At 37.0% G+C, this 25,842-nt stretch carries 27 protein-coding genes, 2 pseudogenes and 2 other annotated features; of the genes and pseudogenes, 5 read left to right on the top strand and 24 right to left on the bottom strand.

The window, feature by feature from the left end; all coding sequences use genetic code 11:
• Positions 1–54: 54 nt before the first annotated feature.
• The 15 genes from secDF to MUA90_RS06750 all read right to left on the bottom strand — a co-directional run bounded on the left by secDF (position 55) and on the right by MUA90_RS06750 (position 12,075).
• Positions 55–2,331 (bottom strand): protein translocase subunit SecDF, encoded by a 2,277-nt coding sequence (gene secDF / locus MUA90_RS06820; protein ID WP_262585893.1) that lies wholly within the window; start codon positions 2,329–2,331, stop codon positions 55–57.
• 430 nt (positions 2,332–2,761) lie between these two features.
• Positions 2,762–3,022: a preprotein translocase subunit YajC gene (gene yajC, locus MUA90_RS06815; RefSeq protein ID WP_002481121.1), complete on the bottom strand. Its 261-nt coding sequence runs from the start codon at positions 3,020–3,022 to the stop codon at positions 2,762–2,764.
• Between the two features lie 16 nt (positions 3,023–3,038).
• Entirely contained in the window at positions 3,039–4,178 is a 1,140-nt protein-coding gene (tgt, locus tag MUA90_RS06810; protein ID WP_262585892.1) for a tRNA guanosine(34) transglycosylase Tgt, read from the bottom strand.
• Positions 4,179–4,196: 18 nt separating this feature from the next.
• Entirely contained in the window at positions 4,197–5,222 is a 1,026-nt protein-coding gene (gene queA / locus MUA90_RS06805) for a tRNA preQ1(34) S-adenosylmethionine ribosyltransferase-isomerase QueA (RefSeq protein WP_262585890.1), read from the bottom strand.
• Entirely contained in the window at positions 5,212–6,228 is a 1,017-nt protein-coding gene (ruvB, locus tag MUA90_RS06800) for a Holliday junction branch migration DNA helicase RuvB (protein WP_262585889.1), read from the bottom strand. Before ruvB ends, queA begins: the two co-directional genes overlap by 11 nt.
• 23 nt (positions 6,229–6,251) lie before the next feature.
• Positions 6,252–6,857 carry a Holliday junction branch migration protein RuvA gene (ruvA, locus tag MUA90_RS06795; protein ID WP_262585888.1) on the bottom strand — a complete coding sequence of 202 codons (606 nt, stop codon included), beginning with the start codon at positions 6,855–6,857 and terminating at the stop codon, positions 6,252–6,254.
• Between the two features lie 12 nt (positions 6,858–6,869).
• Positions 6,870–7,325, bottom strand: coding sequence for an ACT domain-containing protein (locus MUA90_RS06790; protein WP_262585886.1), 456 nt, complete (start codon positions 7,323–7,325; stop codon positions 6,870–6,872).
• A gap of 10 nt (positions 7,326–7,335) precedes the next feature.
• Complete coding sequence (gene obgE, locus MUA90_RS06785; protein WP_262585884.1) at positions 7,336–8,628, bottom strand: GTPase ObgE; 1,293 nt, start codon at positions 8,626–8,628, stop codon at positions 7,336–7,338.
• A gap of 130 nt (positions 8,629–8,758) precedes the next feature.
• Positions 8,759–9,043, bottom strand: coding sequence for a 50S ribosomal protein L27 (rpmA, locus tag MUA90_RS06780; RefSeq protein ID WP_105992615.1), 285 nt, complete (start codon positions 9,041–9,043; stop codon positions 8,759–8,761).
• Positions 9,044–9,054: 11 nt separating this feature from the next.
• Positions 9,055–9,375, bottom strand: a complete 321-nt coding sequence (locus tag MUA90_RS06775) for a ribosomal-processing cysteine protease Prp (protein ID WP_105992614.1) — start codon at positions 9,373–9,375, stop codon at positions 9,055–9,057.
• Positions 9,376–9,377: 2 nt separating this feature from the next.
• A complete protein-coding gene (gene rplU, locus MUA90_RS06770) occupies positions 9,378–9,686 on the bottom strand; it encodes a 50S ribosomal protein L21 (RefSeq protein ID WP_105992613.1) in 309 nt (102 codons plus the stop codon).
• 12 nt (positions 9,687–9,698) lie between these two features.
• Positions 9,699–9,775 (bottom strand) — a sequence feature (ribosomal protein L21 leader region).
• A gap of 32 nt (positions 9,776–9,807) precedes the next feature.
• Complete coding sequence (mreD, locus tag MUA90_RS06765; protein ID WP_114603209.1) at positions 9,808–10,329, bottom strand: rod shape-determining protein MreD; 522 nt, start codon at positions 10,327–10,329, stop codon at positions 9,808–9,810.
• Positions 10,329–11,168: a rod shape-determining protein MreC gene (gene mreC / locus MUA90_RS06760; RefSeq protein WP_262585879.1), complete on the bottom strand. Its 840-nt coding sequence runs from the start codon at positions 11,166–11,168 to the stop codon at positions 10,329–10,331. Before mreC ends, mreD begins: the two co-directional genes overlap by 1 nt.
• A gap of 220 nt (positions 11,169–11,388) precedes the next feature.
• Positions 11,389–11,517, bottom strand: a complete 129-nt coding sequence (locus MUA90_RS06755; protein WP_262585877.1) for a hypothetical protein — start codon at positions 11,515–11,517, stop codon at positions 11,389–11,391.
• 90 nt (positions 11,518–11,607) lie between these two features.
• Positions 11,608–12,075, bottom strand: a complete 468-nt coding sequence (locus MUA90_RS06750) for a DUF4930 family protein (RefSeq protein WP_114603207.1) — start codon at positions 12,073–12,075, stop codon at positions 11,608–11,610.
• Positions 12,076–12,222: 147 nt separating this feature from the next.
• Between MUA90_RS06750 and MUA90_RS06745 the strand changes: the two genes are divergently transcribed.
• Positions 12,223–12,393, top strand: coding sequence for a hypothetical protein (locus MUA90_RS06745; RefSeq protein ID WP_199790637.1), 171 nt, complete (start codon positions 12,223–12,225; stop codon positions 12,391–12,393).
• Between the two features lie 51 nt (positions 12,394–12,444).
• On the opposite strand, the gene radC is transcribed toward MUA90_RS06745, so the two are convergent.
• The 4 genes from radC to MUA90_RS06730 form a co-directional block, all read right to left on the bottom strand.
• Positions 12,445–13,125, bottom strand: coding sequence for a RadC family protein (radC, locus tag MUA90_RS06740; RefSeq protein ID WP_262585872.1), 681 nt, complete (start codon positions 13,123–13,125; stop codon positions 12,445–12,447).
• Positions 13,126–13,139: 14 nt separating this feature from the next.
• Positions 13,140–13,856, bottom strand: coding sequence for a prepilin peptidase (locus MUA90_RS14080; protein WP_398577337.1), 717 nt, complete (start codon positions 13,854–13,856; stop codon positions 13,140–13,142).
• A gap of 192 nt (positions 13,857–14,048) precedes the next feature.
• The gene (locus tag MUA90_RS06735) at positions 14,049–15,317 is read right to left on the bottom strand and encodes a bifunctional folylpolyglutamate synthase/dihydrofolate synthase (RefSeq protein WP_262585870.1); all 1,269 of its coding nucleotides are present in this window, start codon (positions 15,315–15,317) and stop codon (positions 14,049–14,051) included.
• Positions 15,318–15,328: 11 nt separating this feature from the next.
• Complete coding sequence (locus tag MUA90_RS06730; protein ID WP_262585869.1) at positions 15,329–17,959, bottom strand: valine--tRNA ligase; 2,631 nt, start codon at positions 17,957–17,959, stop codon at positions 15,329–15,331.
• 41 nt (positions 17,960–18,000) lie between these two features.
• Positions 18,001–18,216: a binding site (T-box leader), on the bottom strand.
• A 59-nt stretch (positions 18,217–18,275) separates the two neighbouring features.
• Here MUA90_RS06730 and MUA90_RS06725 point away from each other — a divergent pair.
• The 4 genes from MUA90_RS06725 to pcp all read left to right on the top strand — a co-directional run bounded on the left by MUA90_RS06725 (position 18,276) and on the right by pcp (position 21,225).
• Positions 18,276–18,836: a DNA-3-methyladenine glycosylase I gene (locus MUA90_RS06725; protein ID WP_262585867.1), complete on the top strand. Its 561-nt coding sequence runs from the start codon at positions 18,276–18,278 to the stop codon at positions 18,834–18,836.
• A gap of 107 nt (positions 18,837–18,943) precedes the next feature.
• Complete coding sequence (locus tag MUA90_RS06720; protein WP_262585865.1) at positions 18,944–19,642, top strand: DUF969 domain-containing protein; 699 nt, start codon at positions 18,944–18,946, stop codon at positions 19,640–19,642.
• A complete protein-coding gene (locus tag MUA90_RS06715) occupies positions 19,639–20,565 on the top strand; it encodes a DUF979 domain-containing protein (RefSeq protein WP_262585863.1) in 927 nt (308 codons plus the stop codon). The genes MUA90_RS06720 and MUA90_RS06715 overlap by 4 nt, the downstream gene beginning before the upstream one ends.
• A gap of 18 nt (positions 20,566–20,583) precedes the next feature.
• Positions 20,584–21,225, top strand: a complete 642-nt coding sequence (pcp, locus tag MUA90_RS06710; protein WP_262585862.1) for a pyroglutamyl-peptidase I — start codon at positions 20,584–20,586, stop codon at positions 21,223–21,225.
• Positions 21,226–21,305: 80 nt separating this feature from the next.
• Here pcp and MUA90_RS06705 read toward each other — a convergent pair.
• The 5 genes and pseudogenes from MUA90_RS06705 to MUA90_RS06685 form a co-directional block, all read right to left on the bottom strand.
• Positions 21,306–22,016: pseudogene (locus MUA90_RS06705) on the bottom strand (reverse transcriptase domain-containing protein); the annotation flags it as partial.
• Positions 22,017–22,038: 22 nt separating this feature from the next.
• Entirely contained in the window at positions 22,039–22,869 is an 831-nt protein-coding gene (locus MUA90_RS06700; protein ID WP_262588806.1) for an IS3 family transposase, read from the bottom strand.
• Between the two features lie 41 nt (positions 22,870–22,910).
• Positions 22,911–23,435 (bottom strand): transposase, encoded by a 525-nt coding sequence (locus MUA90_RS06695; RefSeq protein ID WP_262585858.1) that lies wholly within the window; start codon positions 23,433–23,435, stop codon positions 22,911–22,913.
• A 54-nt stretch (positions 23,436–23,489) separates the two neighbouring features.
• Positions 23,490–24,083 (bottom strand): annotated as a pseudogene (locus MUA90_RS06690) (reverse transcriptase domain-containing protein); the annotation flags it as partial.
• A gap of 541 nt (positions 24,084–24,624) precedes the next feature.
• Entirely contained in the window at positions 24,625–25,701 is a 1,077-nt protein-coding gene (locus MUA90_RS06685; protein ID WP_262585855.1) for an AbrB family transcriptional regulator, read from the bottom strand.
• Between the last annotated feature and the right edge of the window lie 141 nt (positions 25,702–25,842).

Here is a 25,842-nt window from a genome sequence, read left to right as displayed (position 1 = left end):
TACACGAAAAAACTCCCAGACTGAAAAAGTCTGAGAGTTAATACCGAAATCAAATTAAACAAGGATTTTATCTTCGTTTTTACGTTTTTCACGATAAACCACAAGTTTTTGATTTGGTGCTTTTTTAAGCTGTCTTTTCTTCATCATGCCCCATAACGGAACGGCAATGAAGATAGATGAGAATACCCCAGAAACTAAACCGATTAATAATGCCAATGCAAAGTTAAAGATACTTGATGCACCAAAGATTAATAATGCGACAACAACAATTACAACAGTCAATACTGTATTGATGGAACGTGTCATTGTTTGTCGGATAGAACGGTTTACAATTTTATCAATTTGTTCTGGTTTGGTAATAACTTTCATCTTATGCAAGTTCTCACGTACACGGTCGAATGTAACGATAGTATCGTTGATAGAGTAACCGATAATGGTTAACACTGCAGCGATAAATGTTACATCGACTTCGATTCTGAAGAGACTAAACACTGCGACAATCATAAACGCGTCATGCAGCAATGCAATGATGGATGAAAGACCCATACGCCATTCGAATCGTAATGAAATGTAAATAATCATACCGATCGATGCGTAAATCAGAGATAATAATGCGTTTTTCGCAATCTCTTGTCCGATTACAGGCGATACTGTGTTAACAGTCGGATCGTTGCCGAATTCTTTTTTCATCATTGATTTAACTTTAGCCACTTCATTTTTCGATAAATCTTCTTTGAATTGAACTGATGCACTGTCGTTATTGCCTGATAGTGCAACTCTGTCTGGTTTCAGACCTGCATCTTCAATCTTTTTAGTGACTTCTTGTTGTGTGATTTTGTGATCTGCTTTCATATCAACACGTGTACCGCTGGTAAAGTCGATACCTAGGTTCAGTTTGAAGATAAACAGAATCACGATACCTGCAACGATAACCACACCGCTTGCCCAGAACAATGGTTTAGCAAGCTTCATAAAGTTCCAGTGGTCATAAGGTGTTTTCAATTGATACACATCGATACCTTCGTTGATATCATGTCTATGTTTTTTATTAACACCGAATAATCCAAAGCTTTTCTTGAAGTAATTTGATTGTACAAGCAGTGATAATAAAATACGTGTTAAGAATACTGCTGTTACGAAACTCATAAGAATCGCAAGTAATAACATTGTTGCGAAACCTTTAACTGCACTTTCACCGAAGAAGAACAGTACAGCTGCGGCTAAGACAGTTGTTAAGTTCGCATCTAAAATAGTGATGAAGGAACTCTTATTAGCTTTATGGAACGCTTGTTTCAACGTTCGTCCGATTCTTAATTCATCTTTAATACGTTCATACATGATAATGTTCGCATCGACTGCCATACCGACACCTAAAACGAGTGCGGCTAAACCTGGTAATGTAAGCACACCATGAATGAAGTTGAATGCAACAAGTGTTAAATAAATATATGTTGTCAACGTAATCACGGCAATGATACCCGGCAATCTGTAGAATCCTACCATGAATAAATAAATAATGCCTACACCTAATAATGATCCGAAGATTGTTTTATCAAGTGCGTCTTGACCAAATTGTGCACCTACTGAGTTAGAGTAGATTTCTTTTAATTGAACCGGTAATGAACCAGAGTTCAATAAGTCCGCAATTTGTTTGGCTTTTTGTACGCCTTCTTCACCGTTGAATCCGCCGGAAATCTCTACGCTGTCTGAGTTGATTGGTTGATCAACTGAAGCGGCTGATACGTATTTCGGATCTTTTTTATCTTTTTCTTTTTGGTAACTGTCGCCTTTTTCAAAGTCCAACCAAACAACCATTACGTTTTCTTTGCGTTTTGAAATCTCTTCAGTTACTTTTTTGAACTTTTTGCTGTCTTTCAATTTAAACGTAACTGCCGGCTGATTTGTATTCTGCTTGAATTCTTGTTTCGCAGAACCTTGAACTAAATCCTTACCTGTTAATTTAACATTGTCATCAGAGTCTCGAATTGTTAAATTCGCTTGTGAAGATAAAATATCCCTTGCCTCATTTTGGTTTTTAACACCCGCTAATTGTACACGGATACGGTTATTATCTTCCACTGTAATTTTAGGTTCAGATACCCCTAAAACGTTAACCCTGTTTTCTAATGTCTTGGCTGTGGCTTGTACAGCCTTATCGTCTATCTTATCACCCTTTTGCAATGGATTTACTTGGTAAAGTACCTCAAATCCACCTTGAAGGTCCAAGCCTAAACGAACATCTTTAATTACACTCTTATATGTAGCTCCCATGCCTGCAAATAGCAAAACAACAAGTAACAAGAATGCAATTATTCTACTGTTTTTCTTCACATGAACACCTCATTATTTACTTATGTAAATAGCATACTTGATTTTTCAAACCAACTGCAAGCCAAAACTGCACTGCATAATGTGAATTGTTTTGACATACAATCTATTTGAATGAACCTTTATAGCTTACTACATCCTTCCTTCACTTTCAAAACAGACCGCATTCAAATTCATGCATATTTCAACTTAATTTATAATGCGATTTAATTACGGTTGAACTATACAGAATCCTATTAACTCGTATTCCAATAATGAATTATACACGCTCTAACACTAATTTAAAACTATTTTTCAAGGAAGTGAAGTATTTCAAATGAACAAAAACATCCCGTACAAATCCTCTAAGGATCTATACGGGATGTGATGTTGTTAATCTATGTACAGGAATTGCTTGATTAAAAAACCTATACTTTGTTAACGCAATATGCGATTAGTCTGGATTAACTTGTTTAACAGCACCTTTTTCAAAAGTGATTTGAGTGCCTTTGTCGTTAACTGAAATCACAACTGTTGTTTCATCAACTGCGCGAACCACACCTTTGATTCCGCCGATTGTTGTAACGTGTTGTCCTGATTCCAAACGATTCACCATTTCGCGGTGTTCTTTTTGACGCTTTTGTTGTGGTCTGATCATGAAGAACCACATTAAAGCTAGTAATGCAATAGGTAAAATAAGACCGGTTAAATTCACAAACATTCTCCTTTAATTAAAAGTTTTTAGGATTTTCTTCATTCAATCCATATTGTTCGAAGAATTCCTCTTTAAAATCTAAAAGACGATCTTCCCGAATGGCCTGTCTGATATCCTCCATTAATTTTAACAGAAAATACAAATTATGGTAAGTAGTTAGGCGTATACCGAAAGTTTCTTCTTCTTTTATCAAGTGGCGAAGATACGCTCTAGAATAATTGCGGCATGTATAGCAATCGCAATTTTCGTCCAATGGACCTAAATCTTCCGCATACTTAGCATTTTTAATTACGACACGGCCATTTGAAGTCATACATGTACCATTTCTGGCAATACGTGTAGGCAAGACACAATCAAACATGTCCATACCTCTGATACTGCATTCAATTAATGCATCAGGAGAACCTACACCCATTAAATAGCGCGGTTTATCTTTCGGCATAAATTGTTCTGTATGTTCAACCATATCATACATGACTGGTTTAGGCTCACCCACAGATAATCCGCCGATAGCGTAACCTGGAAAATCAAGTTTGACTAATTCTTCAGCACTTTGCTGACGCAAGTCTTTATATTCTCCGCCTTGGATAATACCGAATAATGCTTGATCCTCAGTACGCTGATGCGCTGCTATGCATCGTGCAGCCCATCTTGTTGTGCGTTCGATAGAATCTTTAACATATTCGTATTCTGCCGGCATCGGAGGACATTCATCAAAAGCCATCATAATATCTGATCCTAAATCATTTTGAATTTCCATTGATTTTTCAGGACTTAAAAAGAGTTTAGAACCATTTTTATGATGTCTGAAGTGTACGCCTTCTTCTGTGATTTTACGCAGATTGCTTAAACTGAAGACTTGGAAACCGCCTGAATCTGTAAGAATCGGACCATCCCAGTTCATAAATTTATGCAGGCCGCCAGCACGTTTGATAATTTCACTGCCCGGTTGAAGCCATAAATGGTATGTGTTTCCTAAAATGATTTCTGCGTTGATCGCACGCAAGTCTTCTGGACTCATTGTTTTTACTGTGGCTTTTGTTCCAACTGGCATAAACATCGGTGTTTCGAAAGAACCGTGCGGTGTATGCACAATTCCTAACCTCGCACCAGATTGTTTACATGTTTTAATATGTTCATAAGTTACTGCAGGCATAACTTTTTCACGACTCCCTTAAATAATTAACATAGCATCGCCGAAACTGAAGAAACGATATTTCATCTCAACAGCGGTTTGATATGCATTTAAAATGTATTGTTTTGAACTGAATGCGGAAACCAGCATGACAAGTGTTGATTTAGGCAAATGGAAATTCGTAATTAAACCATCAATAGCTTTGAATTCAAAGCCTGGATAAATAAATATATCTGTCCAACCGCTTTTTGCTGCGAATTGGTCATGGTCTCTGCGTATCGTTTCAAGTGTTCTTGTCGAAGTTGTACCCACAGAGATAATTCGTTTTCCTTGTGCCTTAGTTTCATTCAATAAATCCGCTGTTGCTTGCGACATTTGATAGTACTCGCTATGCATTTTATGATCGTCGATGTTTTCCACACTGACAGGTCTGAAAGTGCCTAATCCGACATGTAGCGTTACAAATGCAAGGTTCACTTGTTTTTCTTTCAGCTGTTCTAATAATGCGTCTGTAAAATGCAGACCTGCTGTTGGTGCAGCTGCAGAACCCGCTGCTTTAGCATACACTGTTTGATAGCGATCAGGATCATCTAAGCGCTCTTTGATGTATGGCGGCAAAGGCATTTCTCCAAGCTCATCCAAACGTTCTTGCAAAATACCTTCATACGATAAACGCATGATACGTCCGCCTTGTTCTAATTCTTTTATACATTCAGCAATAATTTTGCCTTCGCCGAATGATAATTTTTGTCCGACTTTAATTCGCTTGGCAGGTTTTAGCAATACTTCCCAATCATCGCCTTCTATTTGTGTCAGCATCAGCATTTCAATTTTTGCTTTTGTATCTTCTTTTATTCCGAATAAACGTGCAGGCATCACTTTCGTATCATTTAATACCAATGTGTCGCCTGGGTTGATATATTCTAAAATATCTTTAAAGTGACGATGTTCAATTTCGCCATTCGTTTTATGCAGCACTAACAAACGACTAGTATCTCTGTTTTTTAAAGGCGTTTGTGCAATCAATGATTCTGGCAAATGGTAATCAAATTCTTCAATATTCAAAATCGTCCCTCTTTCCATGTTCTGTACCAAAGTGTTCGTAAGCTAGGGGTGTTGCTTTTCTGCCTCTAGGCGTACGTTCTAAAAACCCTTTTTGAATCAAGAAAGGTTCATAGACATCTTCAATAGTAATACGTTCTTCTCCGATTGAAACTGCAATAGTGTCTAAACCGACAGGTCCGCCGTTATATTGGTTGATAATACAACGCATCATTTTATGGTCAATATAATCTAAACCATAGTCATCTACCTGCAAGAGCTGTAAAGCACGTTTTGTCGTTTCAATATAAATTTTGTCATCTTCATTTACTTGTTGGAAATCACGGACACGTTTTAATAATCGATTCGCAATACGCGGTGTACCACGGCTGCGTTTAGCAAGTTCAACTGCACTTTCTTCATCGATTTCAGTATCCAAGACATCTGCTGTTCTTTTAATAATATCTTTGAGTTCATTTTCTTTATAAAACTCTAAACGCAGATGGACACCAAAGCGATCGCGAAGCGGACCAGTTAAACTTCCGGCTCTCGTAGTGGCTCCAACCAGTGTAAACGGAGGCAAATCAATGCGGATACTTCTCGCTTCCTCGCCTTTTCCGATAACAATATCTAAATAAAAGTCCTCCATTGCAGGATAAAGCACTTCTTCTACTACACTGCTCAAGCGATGGATTTCATCAATAAATAAGACATCGCCCGGCTGCAAGCCATTGAGTATGGCTGCTAAGTCGCCTGGGCGTTCAATTGCAGGACCGGTTACTGTTCTGATATTGACACCCATTTCATTCGCAATAATATTAGACAGTGTCGTTTTACCGAGTCCAGGGGGACCGAATAATAAGACATGGTCTAATGGCTCTTCACGCATTTTAGCTGCTTTGATAAAAACTTCTAAATTGGCTTTAATTGAAGCTTGGCCAATATATTGTCTTAGTAAATGCGGTCTTAATGATAATTCAAATGAATATTCATCATCATGCACGGACTGATCTACCATTCTGTCATCCATTTTGTCCCCTCCTTATTACAAATTTATGAAATAAGCAGTTTCAAACCTGCTTTGACTGCATCGTCTACAGACTCGAAATGTTCTGCATTGAGTTTCTTTTCAACTTTATTCAATTCACGCTTAGAATAGCCTAAGGCATCTAAAGCAAGCAATGCTTCTTCGACAACAGGGTCATTGCCTGACACTGTACTGTCCAGCTGCGTTAATAAAGTACTTGCACTTTCTTCGGTAATTTTAACTTTGCCTTTCAAATCTAAAATAATTTGTCTGGCTGTCTTTTTACCGATGCCCGGAAACTTCGTTAAATACGCTTCGTTTTCATTTTCAATTCCGATTTTAACTTCGTTCGGGGTACTGGCAGCTAAAATTGCTAAAGCTGATTTAGGACCGATACCCGTTACTTTATTCAGACTTAAAAACATTTCTTTTTCTTCTTCAGAAACAAATCCGTAAAGTAATTGCGCATCTTCTCTTACTACTAAGGAAGTATAAATAACAACTTCCTTTTGATAAGACGATTGAAAACGATAAGAGTTCGGTGTTTGAATCTCATAACCGACACCATTCGTTTCAACCACAACATGTGTTGGAAAAAGCTGCGTCAATTGCCCTTTTATATATGCATACATGCCGTCACTTCCTTACATGGACATACTTATAATTTCTACTTTATATACATTTTCTATATTTCTCAACGCATAAATCACATCTTCCATTGAGGCTTGACTGCCAGCTGAATTCAAAGAAAGTGTAATGGTTGCTTTATCTTCCATAGGAATACTTTGATGAATCGTTAATATCGACATTTGGATTTGAGATATCGTATTGAGAACTTGCGCAAGCATACCTACCTTGTCATACACATAAAGAATAATCGTAAACTCTTTGCTTTCCTCCATCTTTTCATCAATGGGGAAAATAGTATCTTTGTACTTATAAAACGCACTGCGGGATAAACCGAACTTTTTCACTGCTTCATAGATAGATAAGTGCGGATTGTCCTTTAATGCGTCTTTAATCTGTAATGTTTTGATTACAGATTCAGGCAGTACATCTTCTCGTATCAGATAGAACTTCTTAACTTGTTTATCGTTCACTTAGACACCTCTATTCAACGAATTCAAATTCTCCGCCTAAAATTCTGACGATATCTCCATTTTTCGCTCCGCGTTCTCGTAATGCATCATCAATACCCATCGAACGCATTTGACGTGCAAAGCGTCTGACTGCAGGATCACTGTTAAAGTCAGTCATCTTGAACATTCTTTCAATTGCCTTGCCGCTGACAACATAAGCTGCATCATCATCACGTGTGATCGTAAATGTATCTTGTGATGGTGTATGTTTATAAAGTACACGGTTTACACCTAATGCTTCATCATCTTCTTTAGAGAAGTCTACATCTTTGTACTCTTCTAATTTATCAGCTACCGCATAGAGCAACTGATCGATATTGTCGCGTGTGTATGCTGAAACTGGAATAATTTCAATATCTTTACCGACAGATGCTTTGAATAATTCTAAGTTATCTTCTGAATCTGGCAAATCCATTTTGTTCGCAACAACAATCTGCGGACGATCTTCCAATCGCTGACCGTAAGATTTCAATTCGTTATTAATCGTTTCATAGTCTTCTAACGGGTCTCTGCCTTCAGAACCGCTCATATCGATAACATGTACAATAACTTTTGTTCTTTCGACATGTCGCAAGAATTGATGGCCTAAACCGACACCTTCAGAAGCCCCTTCGATTAATCCTGGTAAGTCTGCCAAAACAAAGCTTCTGCCATCCGGTGTTGAAACCACACCCAAATTAGGTTTGATAGTAGTAAAGTGATAAGCACCGATTTTTGGTTTAGCTTTTGACACTGTAGAAAGCAATGTAGATTTACCGACACTTGGGAAACCGACAAGTCCTACATCCGCTAATAATTTCAATTCTAATGTAACTTCAATTTCTTCGCCCGGTTCGCCATTTTCACTGAAATCAGGCGCAGGGTTTCTTGGTGTCGCAAAACGAGAGTTGCCTCGTCCGCCGCGACCGCCTTTGGCAATGACTGCACGTTGGCCGTTTTCAACTAAATCTGCAAGGACTTCACCTGTTTCAACTTCTTTGATAATAGTGCCTGGCGGTACTTTAAGTACTAAATCCTCCGCATTTCTGCCGTGCATGTTGCTGCCTTGACCGCCTTCGCCGCGTTTCGCTTTAAATTGGCGTTGGTATCTGAAGTCAAGCAATGTTCTTAATCCTTCATCTACTTCGAATATCACTGATGCACCGCGACCGCCATCTCCGCCTGCTGGTCCTCCGAATGGAACATATTTCTCTCTTCTGTATGCTGTAATGCCGTTACCGCCGTCACCAGCTTTTAATAGTATTTTCACTTGATCGACAAACATGTTTCTCACCTCTTTTTTATATGTTTTCTAATGCAATATCTAGAATATTATATCATTATTTATGTACCCAGAGAAATAAAGACAAAAATAAAACACCAGAAGTTAAACTTCTGGTGTTGCGTCAACAAAATTACTCAGCTGCAGCGTAAACTGAAACTTGTTTTTTGTTACGGCCTTTGCGTTCAAATTTAACAACGCCGTCAATTTTAGCGAATAATGTGTCATCGCCGCCGCGACCTACATTTTCACCAGCGTAAATTTTAGTTCCGCGTTGACGGAATAAAATAGAACCGCCTGTTACGAATTGTCCGTCAGCACGTTTAGCGCCAAGACGTTTAGATTCAGAGTCACGTCCGTTTTTAGTAGAACTTACCCCTTTTTTCGATGCGAAGAATTGTAAGTTTAATTTTAACATCTGGATACACCTCACTTATAATTTAATTTTATATTATCTTGGTATTCGTCTTCAATAGTTTGAAGCGAAACGAGCATTGCTTGCAAAATTAATTGTGCTTGATCATCGTTTACGTTTACACTTCGGATGTGGAAATAACCTCCATCATCGTCGTAATCAATATCGGGTCTTTCAGATGTTAATCCAAGAATGGCATTTACACTTCCAAATAAGACAGCTGAAGCTCCAGCACAGACAATATCATGACCATACTCGCCATGTTCAGCATGACCATCCATGATGACATCTGTAACTTGACCTTCATCGTTAAACGAAACGTCTATATTTATCATGATTAAGCGTTGATTTTGTCGATTGTTAATTTAGTGTATGGTTGACGATGGCCTTTTTTACGTTTATAGTCTTTACGACGTTTGTAAGTAAATACAGTGATTTTCTTACCGCGACCTTGTTTGTTTACTGTAGCTGTTACAGTAGCACCTTCTACTGTTGGAGCACCAACTTTAACTGAGTCTCCGCCTACAAATAAAACTTTGTCAAAAGTGAAAGCGTCACCTTCATTTACGTCTAATTTTTCAACGTAGATTTCTTGACCTTCTTCTACTTTAATTTGTTTACCGCCTGTTTCGATAATAGCAAACATACTTTGCACCTCCTATAAAATAAGTCACGCCATATATAGGTGATACACATAGTATTCTTAAACCTATATTTGAGCGGTTGTATGTAGCTATAAACTACTCAACTGCTAAAGCTTACCATCCTTATGCTTTCCTGTCAATTGACAAATCTAATTTTTTTACAATTTTTCTAATCAAGCTGAAAATAATAATTAACAGTAATAAATTGATGAAAGCAGTAGGCAGCATTCTGAATAAAATAAACTCGCCTAAATTAAATCGAATCAACCCAAGAAGTCCATATATAATAACTTGATAGATTTCAAAAATGATTGTGAATATCCAAACACCCAAGAAAATCATTGTATGATCGCGGTAATAAACTTTAAAGAAAAAGTCCATTAAAATCACGAATAATAAATAACCAAAAGTGTTCAGACCATAAATCGTACCGTAATACAAATCAGTTGTTAACCCGAAAATAATTGCAAGTACCACTGCAATGCTTGGTTTCTTATATATTGTAATCATCAGCAAGTACATCAAAAGCAGATGCGGTACAAAGATAATACTCTTACCGGAAATCTGCATCGGGATGACTAATGCGATGAGCGCATCAAGATAAAACAATACCGCCCCTATCAAAAAATAACAAAATGCACGCATTATTCATCACCGCTTTCGTCAGGAAGTGTTTGAGGATCGCGTTGTGCGACATAGACATGACCTAAATCACTTAAATCAGCCGCTGTTTTCACTCTCACTTCTTTAGAAAGACCGTATTGATCGTTTTCGACTTTTGTAACTTCTCCAATATATAAGTTGCTCGGCAATTGTTCAGCAAGTCCGCTTGTTACGACTTTATCGCCTTTGGCAATTTTGTCTTTGTTGTCTATATCGCTGATCACTAATTCATTTGTTTTAGTATCATAGTGATTGATAAGACCGAAAACTTTGTTTGAATTATGTTGAATATTGACTGCTAATTTACCATTTCTTGATGATGTAGAAAGCAAATCGACTTGAGATGAAAACTGATTGACTTTCGAAACTCTGCCGACTAAACCTTTCGTCGTAATCACTGCTTGGTTTTGTTTGACACCCGCTTTTTTACCTTTGTCGATAATCGCTTTATTCATCCATTGATCTGGATTTCTGGCAATTACCGTAGCACTCAAAGGTTCATATTTGGATATGTCTTTAATATCAAGCTCTTTGCGGAAATCTTTGTTTTCTGCTTTTAAACGTTCGTTTTCCGCTTCTAATTGCTTAATTTTATTTTTATCTTCCTCAGATGATTTCCCATCGAATAAGCCGCTGATTGAACCAGTCACCATATGTAATGGGTAAGATAGTACGCGTTGCGGAACTGAAACAGTATCACCGACATATTGTTCCACCGGAGACTGGTGATGTGATCTGATCGATAACCCTATTAATGATATAAATAGAATCAGGGAACAGAAAATAACAATCAGTTTGTTATTTTTAAAAAACTTGGACAACCTGAACACCTCTATTAACTCAATTTTTCATATCTCATTTTATTTTATATTACTCTGTTAGTTATATAAAGTACGAACCCCCTATTTTATAACTCACTTTACAAAATAAAAGAGCATCAACAAATTCAAATCAATTTGCTGATACTCCAAAGTGTTTTTTACTCTATTATTATTTCAAAAATCAGCTTTTAATGTTAATTCCCTGCATTCCTAACGTGAATCATTTCTTCTGGCTGCTGTTGTCTTTCTCGTCTTCTTTATACAGTGTTTCTTCTTTTCTCCACTGTTCGAATAGTTTTTGTGCTTTTGATTGTTCGTCAGCTTTCTTACCATTCGCTTGTTTACTCATTGCAAACACCAAACCTCTCTTTTTAATGATTCAACACAAGGTTAACGCAAGACAGGCATATTTTCAAGATTCTTAACTGTTGAAGTGCTTTTACTTAAAAGCCGAAACCGGCTGCATCTGTATATTTTGCTGCATCGCTCTCAAATCCTGCTGCAATTCGATTTCAGTCGCATAGATTCGTATTTCTTTCGAACCGAAGCGATACATAATAAATTGATTCCCGCGCTGTCCGATTAAATATTTATCGTTATATCCCATTCTGCTGATTCCGCTGACGTCCATAAATTCTTGTTTGTCCAGCATGCCGAAGATATTTTTAGTCTGACTTGCAGGCATGTTATTTAATAAATCGTTCTTTTCAACAACGTAACGCTGACCTGGTTTGAAGTCTTCAACAGGTACGTTGCCTCCATGATAAGAGGAATACGTCGTTTTGTTGCTGATAGGATTCCACTCTTGTTCCTTTAAGAACGGTGCGTATTTCAATGCAAAAAATACGATAACAATAATACATACAACAGCGATGATATTTTTTATAATGTTGAAGAGAAAACGCATGCTCACACCGCCTCATTATTATTGTCTTTATTTTAGCCGAAAATACAACTGTTTGCATCAGACTAGAGAATGACTTCAAAAGTCTATCCCAGGACTGATGCATCGTCTGATAGTTTCGGTTAAAATGTAATTAAAGGAGTGGCGACCATGTCAATTTTAACAATAATATTAATAGTACTGCTTATTGGACTGCTCTTTAGAGTGGGCATTTCATTATTGCGTTTTATTATAAAATTAGCGATATTAGCATTAGTAATTTATCTCGCTTATCAAGGCGTTGTTTGGTTGAATGATTACTTCCAGCTGCATCTCTTTTAAGCGAAATAGATAATCTCCCCGATTATACATAAAAGGTATAGTCGGGTTTTATTATGCATCAAAATATCCCTTTTCCACCATACTCAAATACTTAGCATCTCCAATAATGATATGATCGAGCACTTCTATTCCAAGGACTCTGCCGCACTCCTGCAAACGTTGTGTTGTTCGTATATCTTCTTTAGAAGGCGTAACATCTCCAGAAGGATGATTATGTACGACAATAATCGCATTACTCGACCATTTAATTGCAGCTTTAAATACTTCCCTTGGATGAACAACAGACGAGTTCAATGTCCCTACAAATATCACTTCATGACGAATAACTATATTTTTCGAGTTCAAAACTAAAACTTCGAACTGCTCATGCTTTAAATGCATCATCCTAGACATAAAATAGTCCGCCGCATCTTGCGGTGAATTGATTTTCACTTTCTCTTTTTGATCCGGCGCATTCATGCGTTCTCCTAATTCAAAGGCAGCTTTTAAAATCACAGCTTTATACAAACCAATCCCTTTAACTTTTGTCATATCGTCTAATGACAATAGCTTCAAATCTTTGAGGTTCGTCGTTAAATGCAGTAAGTCCTGAGCAAGTTCCACACTGGACTTTCCTTTAGTGCCTGTATTTATTAATATTGCCAGTAATTCTGATTCAGACAATTTGTCTGCCCCTTTGGTCACCAGCTTTTCTCTGGGTTTATCACAATCTGGTAATTGTTTAATATTCAATTTTCATGCTCCTATCAGTTAAAGTTGAAAAAATATAAAAGGTCTGCGTAAAAGACAGAGGTTGATACAAAAGAAAAAAATATAAAAGGAATTAACGGTATGTGAAGGATACGTTTCTTACACAACAAACATATTAAAATAATACAACCGCCAATAATAAATGTGATGCAGAAAAAAAAGAAAAAAAAGAGATACGGAACTGTAAGACTGATGACAGAAAATAGAAAGATATCACCGTACCCTATTGCATAACGCGATACAAAGAACAACAAATGCAGCAAGCCTACAATAAAAAAGTTGAAAACATAAATCTGAGGTGCAAGCGTGAGTGCGATAATGAAAGTGATAAGGAGATAATGCAGAGGAATTGTTTGTGTTTGAATGTCATATAATGCAGCCGCAAGCAATAATAAATAAAGCGCTGTAAACAACTCTTGAGGCAATAGGACAACATGATAACTTAACAGCAATACAGGAATACATGCCAAGATCTCACCTGCTAAATAAAGGATGGATAACTGTGCATGGCAATACCTGCATCTCCCCCTTAATAAAAGGAAACTTGCAACTGGAATCAAATCATACCATTGAATCGGCTGCCTGCAATGTTCGCATTGAGAGCGCTGTTTAAAATACCTGATACTTAATTGTCTTACATGACACAATTGAAATAAGAAGCTTTCTAAAACAAGACTTATTAATGATGATAAAAGAAGCGTCAGGTGCTTCACCCACTTTCTGAAATAATACCTTATTATACGCTCCTGTTTGCGATTTAACAAATATAATTATTTTTAAATCAAATATGATAATTATGTATCGTTTTAAGTTACAAAAAACGTTTTTTACCCCTCTATATAATAAAAAAAGCCTTCCTGCACAATCTCTGCTTGAGACTGAAAAGGAAGGCTATCAATAATTATTTATTTTTCGAAATCAACTTTTGCTTTAACTTCACTGATGAAATATAGACTGCCTGTGATAACTAATGTATCACCTTCATAATTTTCAATGAACGTATTGTAATCATCGATAAGAATAGGATTAAAGTTTTCCGCTTCTTGCGCAATCTCTTCTTTTGGTTTCGCACGATAGAAATCAAAATCCGTGATATACACTTGATTTGCAATCTCGCTTAAATCCTCAAGCATATGATGAATCGGTTTGCCGCTGACTGCAGAGAACAAGATATCTACTTTATCTTTATGATAATAGTTTTTAATTGTATCTACTAACGCATCGATACTTTCATTGTTATGCGCTCCGTCAATAATCACAAGCGGCTCGGCTTTCACTTGTTCGATACGTCCAGTCCAGCTGACATTTTCCATCGCTTTAATCATTTTATTAAAGTCTAAATGAATTTGTCCTTCTTCAAACAAAATTATCAAAGCAGTAATTGCAAGTGCCGCATTTTCTTTTTGATGCTCTCCCAGCATATGCAATGCAATGTTTTCGAGTTCATAGTCCTTGAAGCGGTATGTGAACTCATCTTCTTGAGAAACAACAGAAATATCTTTATCCAACTCATAGGCAGGTGCTTGCTGCTTTTCAGCATATGTGCCGAGATATTTCAATGCTTCTTCATTTTTCACTGCATAAATAAAAGGTGTTTTCGGCTTCACGATGTCGCCTTTGTCTTTGGCGATATCTAAATATGTTGGACCAAGCAGATCTGTATGATCTAATCCGATACTCGTCAATAGCGTCATAATCGGTGAAAATACATTGGTAGAGTCATTTTTAATTCCAAGACCCGCTTCTACTATCACAAAATCCACTGGGTGCAACGCACCGAAATATAAGAACATCATTGTCGTAATGATTTCAAATTCTGTAGCTGTACCATATTCAGTTTCTTCTTCTAACGCTTCGCTCACCGGCTTGACGCGAGTCACAAGTTCAACAATGGTTTCATTGCTTACAGGTTCGCCGTTTAAACTGATTCTTTCATTAAAGGTTTCAATATAAGGCGATGTAAATGTACCGACGTCATAACCATTTTCGACAAGCGCAGCACGCAAGTAAGCAACTGTTGAACCTTTGCCGTTTGTTCCGCCGATATGGATACCTTTTATATTTTGTTCAGGATGGCCTAGACGTTCGAGCATCCATTCCATACGTTTAGTACCAGGCTTGATACCAAACTTATTTCTTTCATGTATCCAATATAAGCTGTCTAGGTAATTCATAATCAGGACTCCTATGCTTTTAATTGTTCGATTCTAGCTTTAACGCTATCGTATTTTTCTTGATAATCTTCTTTTTTCGCACGTTCTTCGTTAATAATCTTTTCTGGTGCTTTATTAACAAAGTTTTCGTTAGATAATTTTTTATCTACGCGATCAAGTTCGCTTTGCCATTTATCTAATTCTTTTTCAAGACGTGCAATTTCTTTATCCATATCAATTAAACCTTCAAGCGGTAAAATCACTTCACCTGCACCTACAACAGATGTCATTGCTTTATCTGGTGTTTCGATATCTGTCGCAATCACAAGTTCGCTTGGGTGTCCGAAACGATCAATGTAGTGTTTGTTTTCTTCTAACATTTCTGTGATGGCTTCGTTTTTCGTTTTAATATAGATAGGAATTGCTTTAGATAATGGAGTATTAACTTCTGAACGTGCTTGACGTACAGCTTTGATAATTTCTACCACATATTGCATTGTTTGTTTACTTTCTTCAAACATGAATTCTGATTGAACTTTCGGCCATGCACTTGTCACAATTGTTTCGCCTTCATGCGGCAAGTTTTGCCAAATTTCTTCTGTAACAAACGGCATATACGGGTGAAGCATACGCATTGTACGATCTAATACATAGCTCAATACTGAACGTGTTGCTTGTTTTTGGTCTTCGTCTTCACCGTTCATCGGAATTTTACTCATTTCAATATACCAGTCGCAGAACTCATCCCAAATGAAGTTGTATAAAGCACGGCCGACTTCGCCGAACTCATATTTATCGCTTAAATCTGTTGCTGTTTTCACAGTTTCATTTAGACGCGTCAAAATCCATTTGTCGGCAAGTGATAAATTCTTAGATAAATCGATATCTTCAAATTTGAAGTCTTCACCGATGTTCATTAAGCTGAAGCGCGCAGCATTCCAGATTTTATTGATGAAGTTCCAAACCGCTTCTACTTTTTCTGTAGAATAACGTAAATCATGACCAGGTGATGAACCTGTTGCTAAGAAATATCTCAAGCTGTCAGCACCGTATTGATCAATAACATCCATAGGATCTACACCGTTGCCTAATGATTTACTCATTTTGCGCCCATCTTCAGCACGTACTAAACCATGAAGAAATACATCGTTGAATGGACGAGTTTCTGTAAACTCAAGACCTTGGAAAATCATACGTGCAACCCAGAAGAAGATGATGTCATATCCTGTAACTAATGCATTAGTAGGATAATAACGTTGGAAATCTTCTGCTTCTGTATCCGGCCAGCCTAAAGTAGAGAATGGCCATAAAGCACTTGAGAACCAAGTATCTAAAACGTCTTCGTCTTGTGTCCAGTTTTCACTGTCTGCAGGTGCTTCTTCGCCTACATAAATTTCCCCTGTTTCATTATGGTACCAAGCTGGGATTTGATGACCCCACCATAATTGACGAGAAATTGTCCAGTCGCGGATGTTTTCCATCCATTGATTGAATGTATGTTCAAAGCGATCCGGTACAAAGTTTATACGGTTATCTGTTTTTTGATTGTCTAATGCTTTTTTAGCAAGCGGATCCATATTAACGAACCATTGTGTAGATAAATAAGGTTCGACAATCGCACCGCTTCTTTCAGAGTGGCCGACTGAATGCGTATGGTCTTCGATTTTGATAACTAAGTCTTCAGCTTCTAAATCTTTGACTAATTGTTCGCGGCATTCGAAGCGGTCCATGCCTTCGTATTTGCCTGCTTTGTCATTCATTTTTCCTGATTCATCCATAACGATGATTGATTCTAAGTTATGACGTTTGCCTAATTCAAAGTCATTAGGGTCATGTGCAGGCGTAACTTTCATCGCACCGCTACCAAATTCAACATCAACATACTCGTCTGCTAAAATCGGTAATTCGCGACCGACAATCGGCAAGATAACTTTTCTGCCGATAACATCTTTATAGCGTTCATCATTCGGATTGACTACGATAGCTGTATCGCCAAGCATTGTTTCTGGTCGTGTTGTCGCAATTTCAATATAGCCTTCTCCATCTGCATATGGATATTTGAAGTGATAGAATTTACCAGCTGTATCTTCATGGATTACTTCGATATCAGAAATTGCTGTTTTAGCAACCGGATCCCAGTTGATGATACGTTCTCCGCGATAAATCAAGCCCTTTTTATACATATCAACAAAGACTTTTCTTACCGCTTTGCTTAATCCTTCATCTAAAGTAAAACGCTCTCTGTCATAATCCAGACCAAGACCTAATTTCGCCCATTGCTGACGAATGAATGAAGCATATTCTTCTTTCCAGCTCCAAACTTCTTCAAGGAATTTTTCGCGGCCGAGATCATGTCTTGAAATGCCTTGTTCATGTAATTTAGCTTCTACTTTTGCTTGTGTCGCAATCCCTGCATGGTCCATACCAGGCAAGTACAAAGTATCGTAGCCTTGCATACGTTTCATTCTTGTTAAAATATCTTGCAAAGTTGTATCCCAAGCATGGCCTAAATGTAATTTACCTGTTACATTCGGAGGTGGGATAACAATAGTGTATGTTTCTTTCGATTGGTCTCCGCTAGGTTTGAAGTAGCCTTTTTCTACCCATTGTTGATAGCGTCCAGCTTCAACCTCATTCGGATTGTATTTTGGTTTCATTTCCATAGGACAAACGCCTCCTTAAAAATAAAAACACCCGTTCCTAAACATAGGACGGATGTTCCGTGGTACCACCTAAATTCAACATAGTTCATCTATATTGCACTTAATTATGATTAACGCTCAAACACGCTTTAACTTACTATAGGTTCAGTTAAAGAACTAAGCGGGCTACCTTCGACAGCAATAATTATGTATTTTCAGCGACCATACACTCTCTTTGAAATTAAAAACTGCTTACTCTTCCCGATTTCTATATTCACTACTAATTTATAGTATAATAGAACTCTAAAATAAGTCAATGCGGATGGAGTGAAATTTTGTGAATGAATGTGCCTTTGGGACAACTGATTCCCTTTATATTGAATATCATGACAAAGAATGGGGACAACCTTTATATGATAGCCAAAAGCTTTTTGAATTAATGGCATTAGAGTCGCAGCATGCAGGTTTATCATGGCTGACGATATTAAAGAAACGTTCTGCCTACCGAGAAGCCTTTTATCAATTCGACCCATATAAAATAGCACAAATGACAGAAAAAGATATCGATGCACTGATGGGATTTCCGAACATTGTCCATTACAGAAAAAAATTAGAAGTGATAGTAAGCCAAGCCAAAGGTTATATAGCAATTGAAAAAGAACACGGCAGCTTCAGTGATTTTCTTTGGTCCTTCGTTGATTATCACCCTATCGATTTAAAATACAAAACACCAAAAGATCGTATTACAGTTGATGAAAGAGCAAAAAAGATGTCGAAAGCTTTAAAACAATACGGATTTAAGTTTATGGGTCCTGTAACTATGTTTTCTTTTTTAGAAGCTGCAGGTTTATATGATGCGCATTTAATCGGCTGTCCATTTAAGCCGTCTCAAAAGTAGGAACAATTTTTGTTCTTACTTTTATTTATAATATTTGGAATTATCTAAAAATTACTTCTAATTTATGCTAAAATGACATTTATATTATTTTTTGAAGGAGGAATTGTATGGAATGGTTGAAATTAATAGGTATCTTGGTAATTATTATCGGATTCCTATTAAAATTTGATACGATAGCAGTCATATTAGCTGCAGCTATCGTGACCGGACTTGTGTCTGGTATGCATTTCTTTGAAATATTAGATGTACTCGGCAAAGCATTTATCGATAACCGCTTGGTTTCCCTTTTCCTATTAACTTTGCCTATGGTGGGTTTGATTGAACGTTTCGGGCTTAAGAAACAATCCACAGTATTAATAGGAAAAATCAAATCCATGACCAGCGGGAGGTTATTATCACTGTATTTGCTGATACGTGAATTGGCAGGTTTAGCTTCAATACGTATCGGCGGACACCCTCAATTTGTACGTCCGTTGATTAATCCTATGGTACAAGGTGCACTCGCAACGAAATATCGACTCAAACCTGAACAAATAGACAAAAAAGATGTCGAAAAAATAAAAGCAGAAGCATCTGCCATGGAAAATTATGGCAATTTCTTTGGGCAGAACCTTTTTGTGGGCGCTGCTGGTGTCCTACTAATGGTCGGTACTTTTAATTCTTTAGATATTAAAGTCAACGCAGTCAATCTTGCCATTGCTTCTGTACCGATAGCAATTATTACTTTAATCATTGTGGGCATTAAGAATATTATGCTTGATCGATACTTGGCTAGAAAATATCAGCACAAGGAGGATCAGTCATGAGTCAGCACACACTTGATACCATCCTTGAATGCTTTTATATTTTAATCGGTATTCAATTACTTTATACCGCTTATCGTGTATTAAAAGATAAAGATAAAACAAAACGTATAGGAACTGCTCTATTTTGGACGCTGCTTGCGATTACATTTATTTTTGGCCCTTATCTGCCGAATGTTGTAAACGGCGCTATTATCTTGTTAATGGGTGTATTGACACTCTTTAAACAAGTCGCAATCAAAAATATTGTAGATGTCACAGAAAAGCAAGGCGAAACAGGCGCAAAACGTTATGGAAACAAACTCTTTTGGCCGGCCGTTGTCTTAGCTGTTGTTGCGGTGATCATCTCAAATTGGACACCTTTAGGCGGTGCTATCGGTTTAGGTATCGCTTCAATCGTAGGCTTAATTGCTGCCTACGTAGTAATTCAACCTAAAGTCCAATATATCTTATATGACAGCGACCGTCTGACACAACAAGTCGGAACTGTCGGTATTTTACCCCAATTCTTAGCCGCATTAGGTGTCTTATTTACTGTCAGCGGCGTAGGCAAAGTGATTTCAAATAGTATTTCCGGTTTCTTGCCTGAAGGCAATCACCTTATCGGTGCTGCTGCGTATATTATAGGCATGGTACTGTTTACTATGCTGATGGGTAATGCTTTCGCAGCTTTCACTGTTATTACAGCCAGTATCGGTATTCCATTTGTGATTGCACAAGGTGCAGATCCTGCAATAGCAGGTGCACTTGCAATGACTGGCGGTTTTTGCGGTACTTTGTTAACACCTATGGCCGCAAACTTCAATACACTACCCGTTGCTTTACTAGAAATGAAAAGCGAATTCAGTGTGATTAAAGCACAAATTCCCGTAGCATTTATCTTAATCATAGTCCATATTGCTTTAATGTACTTTTGGGCATTTTAATATAAAGGAGACGATAATATGAATATACTTGTAACTGCATTTGATCCATTTGGTAAAGAAGAAACAAATCCAGCGCTTGAAGCTGTTAAATTATTGCCTGAGACTATCGGCGAACATACAATTACAAAATTAGAAATTCCAACTGTATTCCACAAATCATTAGACGTCATTAAACAACAGCTTAAGATTGAACATTATGATGCAGTACTTGCTGTAGGACAAGCCGGCGGCCATTTTGAACTTACACCAGAACGAATCGGCATTAATATCGATGATGCAAGAATTGCTGATAATGAAGGCAATCAACCGATTGATGAGACCATTCAAGCAGACGGTGCACCCGCCTACTTTTCTAATATGCCGGTCAAACGTATAACACAAGCCATTAAAGATGCAGATGTTCCGGCTTCATTATCGAATACTGCAGGTACCTTTGTATGTAATCATATTTTATATCAATTAGGCTATTTGCATGCGACAACCTTCCCTTATATTCAATTCGGATTTATTCATGTACCGTTTATTCCAGAGCAAGTTATCTCTAAACCTAATACCCCTTCTATGGCACTCAGCACGATTGTTAAGGGACTTACAGCCGCAATTGAAGTCTTGTCACCAGACAATCGCGACGAAAATATTGCATTAGGACAAACGCATTAATACAATCGAGTAGGAGAGTAATCATTAATTGAATACTCGTCCTCTCACACCACCGTGCGTACGGTTCCGTACACGGCGGTTCAATATCTTGCGTAAGCAGACTCTGCGAGTCGGGCTAGTGGTACTAGACCCCACTTGTAGAGTCTATTTGTTGTAAGCGCATGATGAACCTCATGCGTTTTGGAAAGCCTCCAATACTTCTTTCTTGAGTTCGCAATACGCATGGCACCATTGTGGTCTAATCCGTATTTTCGAAGCATTTTGTATTTTGTTTTGACCTTCTTCCATCGCTTTAAAATAAGTTGTCTGATTCGATGGTTCAACCACTCTTGCATTTCGCGGATAAATCCTTTAACAAAACCTCTTCCAAAATAGTTTATCCAACCTCTAGTAATCGCGTTGATTTCTGTTATAATTTCAGTAAATGTGCCAGGTCTATTTCTTCTTGTGACCCACTTTAATTTGGCTTTTAAATTTCTTTTTGCTTCCATAGTGGGTCTGAAACGACAAGTGCCATTTATTTTCGTTATCAGACAACTCAAGAACTTTAAACGTGTGGGAGAGCCTACCTTACTTTTATCTTTATTCACTGTTAATTTCAGGTCCTTTTCGATAAAGTTTGTGATACTCTCCATAACACGTTGTCCGGCACGTTTTGATTTAACAAAGATGACGAAGTCATCTGCGTATCTCACAAAACGATGTCCGCGCTTCTCTAATTCTTTATCCAGCTCATGCAAATAGATATTACACAACAAGGGAGATATAACCCCACCTTGTAGTGAACCCAAAAAGTTGAACTTTTTGATTAAGCTATTTTCCTAAGGCAAGATTTCTGTATTCAACAGGAGTCTTGCCTTTTAAATTTACTTTTCTTCTTACGTTATTATAGTAATTGATATATTTGTGTATTTCTAATTCCAACTCTTCATAAGAATTAAATTCTTCTCCATAAAACATCTCTTGTTTTAATAGGCCAAAGAAATTCTCCATTGGAGAATTATCATAACAGTTCCCTTTACGCGACATACTTTGAAATATATGATTGTCTTTGAGCGCTTTTACCCAAGCTTTATGCTGGTAGTGCCAACCTTGATCAGAATGTACTGTAGTTCGATAATTTAATTCAGGTATATTTTTAATAGCCTGATTTAAAGATGACAAAGCACATTCTAAATTTGGGTGCCTACTAATAGAATAAGCGATGATTTCTTTTGAAAATACATCTAAAACAGGTGACAAATAAAGCTTTGTATTTGTATTCTTAATATTGAATTGAGTAATATCTGTTAATAATTTTTGATAAGGTCTATCTGATACAAATCTTCGATTTAGTATATTTTTAGCGACTTTTCCAGTGCTTCCTTTATATGATTTATAGTTTCTGCTTCTATGGTTAAACTTTGTGCATAAAAGTTTATTTTCTCTTGTTATTCTTAAAACTTTCTTATGATTAACTATAATCCCCATTGCATGAAGCTCTAAAGTAATTCTACGATAACCAACACGTTCATGATTTTTTTCGATAATTTCTTTAATCAACTTCAGCAGAGGTGCATCCTTATACTCTTTTAAACCTAAATTGTTTTTCCAATAATGATAGCTGCTTTTAGCTATATTGGCTACTTTTAGAATATGATTCAGCTGATAATCTTTCTCTTTCCTTAACTCAATAATAGCTGAAACTATTTCTTTGTTTGATTTTTTCGAGCTAAGGATTGTAACTTTTTTTCGAGTTCAATTTGGATTTCCAACAATTTATTTTCATAACGTAGTCTTTCAAGTTCTTCTCTTTCAGTTTCGTTTAATGGTTGGTTAGACGGTTCACTCTTCTTATTTTTCATGGCTTTGGACACACGACCTTTCGGTTTTGGTTTTAAGCCAAGAATACCATACTCATTAAATTTCTTCTGCCATTGAGCAATTAAGGAAGGGTTAGGAATATTAAATATTTTCGCAGTTTCTTTATACGATAAATGATGTTCCAATCGGTATTCTATGATTTCACATTTTTCTTCTTTTGAATATTTTCTTTTTGTCATACCAAAAGTAAGACCTTGAATACCGAAGGTATCGTACTGATAGATCCATCTTTCGATATAAGAATGATGAATATTGTACTTTTTAGCTAATGAACCATAACCAATTTGCCCGCTTTTGTATTCTTGTAATATTTTAAGTTTGAAATCTAAACTATAACTTTTATTCATAATTAAACACCCCAAAAGTTGAATTTTGTAGGTTCAACTTTTGGGGTGCAGTACACCTTGAGGGGCGCCTGTCTTTCTTTCTGCGTATTCGCCAGACAGGTCTGCAGACCCGCTTTGTAAACTTTTGCGGATAAATTTAGAGATAGCTTTATCTTGTATAAAGCGTTCAAACAAGTACATCAATTTGTCATGGTTCAACGTGTCAAAACATTGTTTTAAGTCACAGTCTACGACTGTGTGATAACCCTCCTCATAGTATTGGATACATTGTTTTAATGCAGTACCTGTACTATGATTTGGTCTAAACCCATGACTATGTTTCGAAAACTGGCGATTTATCATCGGTTCGATTACTTGTTTGATTGCTTGTTGGATAACTCTATCCCTTGCGACGGGAATTCCAAGAATTCTCTTTTTGCCATTCGGTTTTGGAATGGCTACTTTCTTAACTGCTTGCGGTTTATACGTACCGTTAAGCAGTTTTCCTTTTATCTGTGGATAGAATTCTCTGAAGTGAGCATGTAACTCTTTAACCTTCATCCCATCGATTCCAGGAGAGCCATTATTTTTAACAACTTTCTTGATTGCTTTCTCTATGTTGTTCTTTCTTACAACAAGTTCCATCAGTGATGGAGTCTCACGATACATTTCTTTCATATCAACTAAGATTTACTGTACACATCTGCTTATCTTTTTCGTTCCACTACTTATCTTCCACAGACTGCCAATTTGCATTGTTTTCGGTACTTCGTAAATCTATAACCTCCATTCTTTACTTTGTATTTAATATTGTTCAGTCCTTCGGTACATTTTCCCTACTATGACTTCTGCTGACTTCTCATAATTCGTTGTTACTACGATTCGAAGAATCGCTTATGAGACCTCCTCGGGTAAGATTAACCACTTTCCACTCATGTCATTGCATCATTTACTCATACGAATTCGGGCAGTATCGGACTTTGTTTTGTTAAGCAAACTCATCCGTTCGCATAAGCCTTGATTTGATGTTTCTATTCGTCAATGCGAGTGTTTGCGTCCGACTTCCTTCAGATTCCACCTCGCGATGGACACCCTTGTCTTTCGCTAACAGTTCCTACTGCCAAGCCTGTAATGGACTTTCACCATCAAGTTGCTAATCATGCCGAGCGCACTTAAAAAAACCGCCGAAATGGCGGTTTTCTTTGTGTACTTACTTATTCAATTTGCGTCCTGTATAGCTTAAGAAATACTTAATTATTGGTGCAACTAAGAATAATATGAAGAAAATTCTAAAGATATGGAAACTCGATATAATCGCTACATCAGCGTGAGTTTCCATAGCAACCAGAACAATTTGACTCATACCGCCTGGTGCAGCACCTAAGAATAAGTCATTTAACGGCATATGGTTGAAAATCGAAACAACGTAAACCATCACAGCCGCAAGTAGAATTAAAAGCACATTCTGAATGATAATTGCGACTGCGACGCGGCCTTTCAAGTCATTCAGCAATTTAGAAATTTGAATACCGATTCGAATCATATAAGCAATTTGCGCTGCCGCAATCAAATAGTTATCTAAAGTGAATGTCGCATTTGTCAGCATGTTCCATGCGATTAAAACAACAATTGCCGCTAATAATTGTCTTGTCGGGAAATTGATTTTACCCATGATAAAGTACACTACAGCGATAGCCAAAATAATAAACAATACTTGCCATATATTTAATACTTCACTCAAAGGTTTGAGTTTCATGAGCTTGCTGGCATGAACATCTTCGCTTCCGCTGGACATAAAGTAAGATAACATCGGAATCAAAATCACAACGAAAATAATTCTCGAAGTTTGTGTTAAACTCACCACTAAAATATTAGCACGTTTGTCTTCTTCAGCCATAATCAGCATTTGACTCAAAGCCCCTGGAATGACACTCAATAATGCTGTTTCATTATTAACTTTCGCTATCTTTTTGAAGAAATAAGCAATTAAGATTGCCATAACCAATAGCAGCACAGTTACTAAAATAATTGAGAACCAATTATTTGTAATGTCATTCACTACAGTACGTGTAAAGGTAGATCCGATTTGTACCCCTAACAAAATCAAACCTATTTGACTTATCCAAAATGGCCATTCAATTTCCATTTTAAACAAGCGTATGCATATGATACTCGCAATTATGGGACCAAACATAAATGGTAGCATGATATGCATTGCTGATAAGATCAGACTGATAACAATTGCCATCAATAATACAATAATATTATTACGCAATTTTTTATTCATATTTTATCACTACCTTTATCCCACTTCTTATCCATTATATTTATCATAACACGCTTGATACGAAAACGTTAGGAATTGATTTGGAGCCGTTTTCATAGCGTTTTTCATACTGAAATGATGAAAAAGAGAGTGAAATATCTT

The organism is Staphylococcus sp. IVB6181 (assembly GCF_025561445.1).
Lineage (GTDB): Bacteria > Bacillota > Bacilli > Staphylococcales > Staphylococcaceae > Staphylococcus > Staphylococcus simulans_B.
Note: the sequence above shows the minus strand (reverse complement) of the source record. Positions and strands in the feature narration are given on the sequence as shown.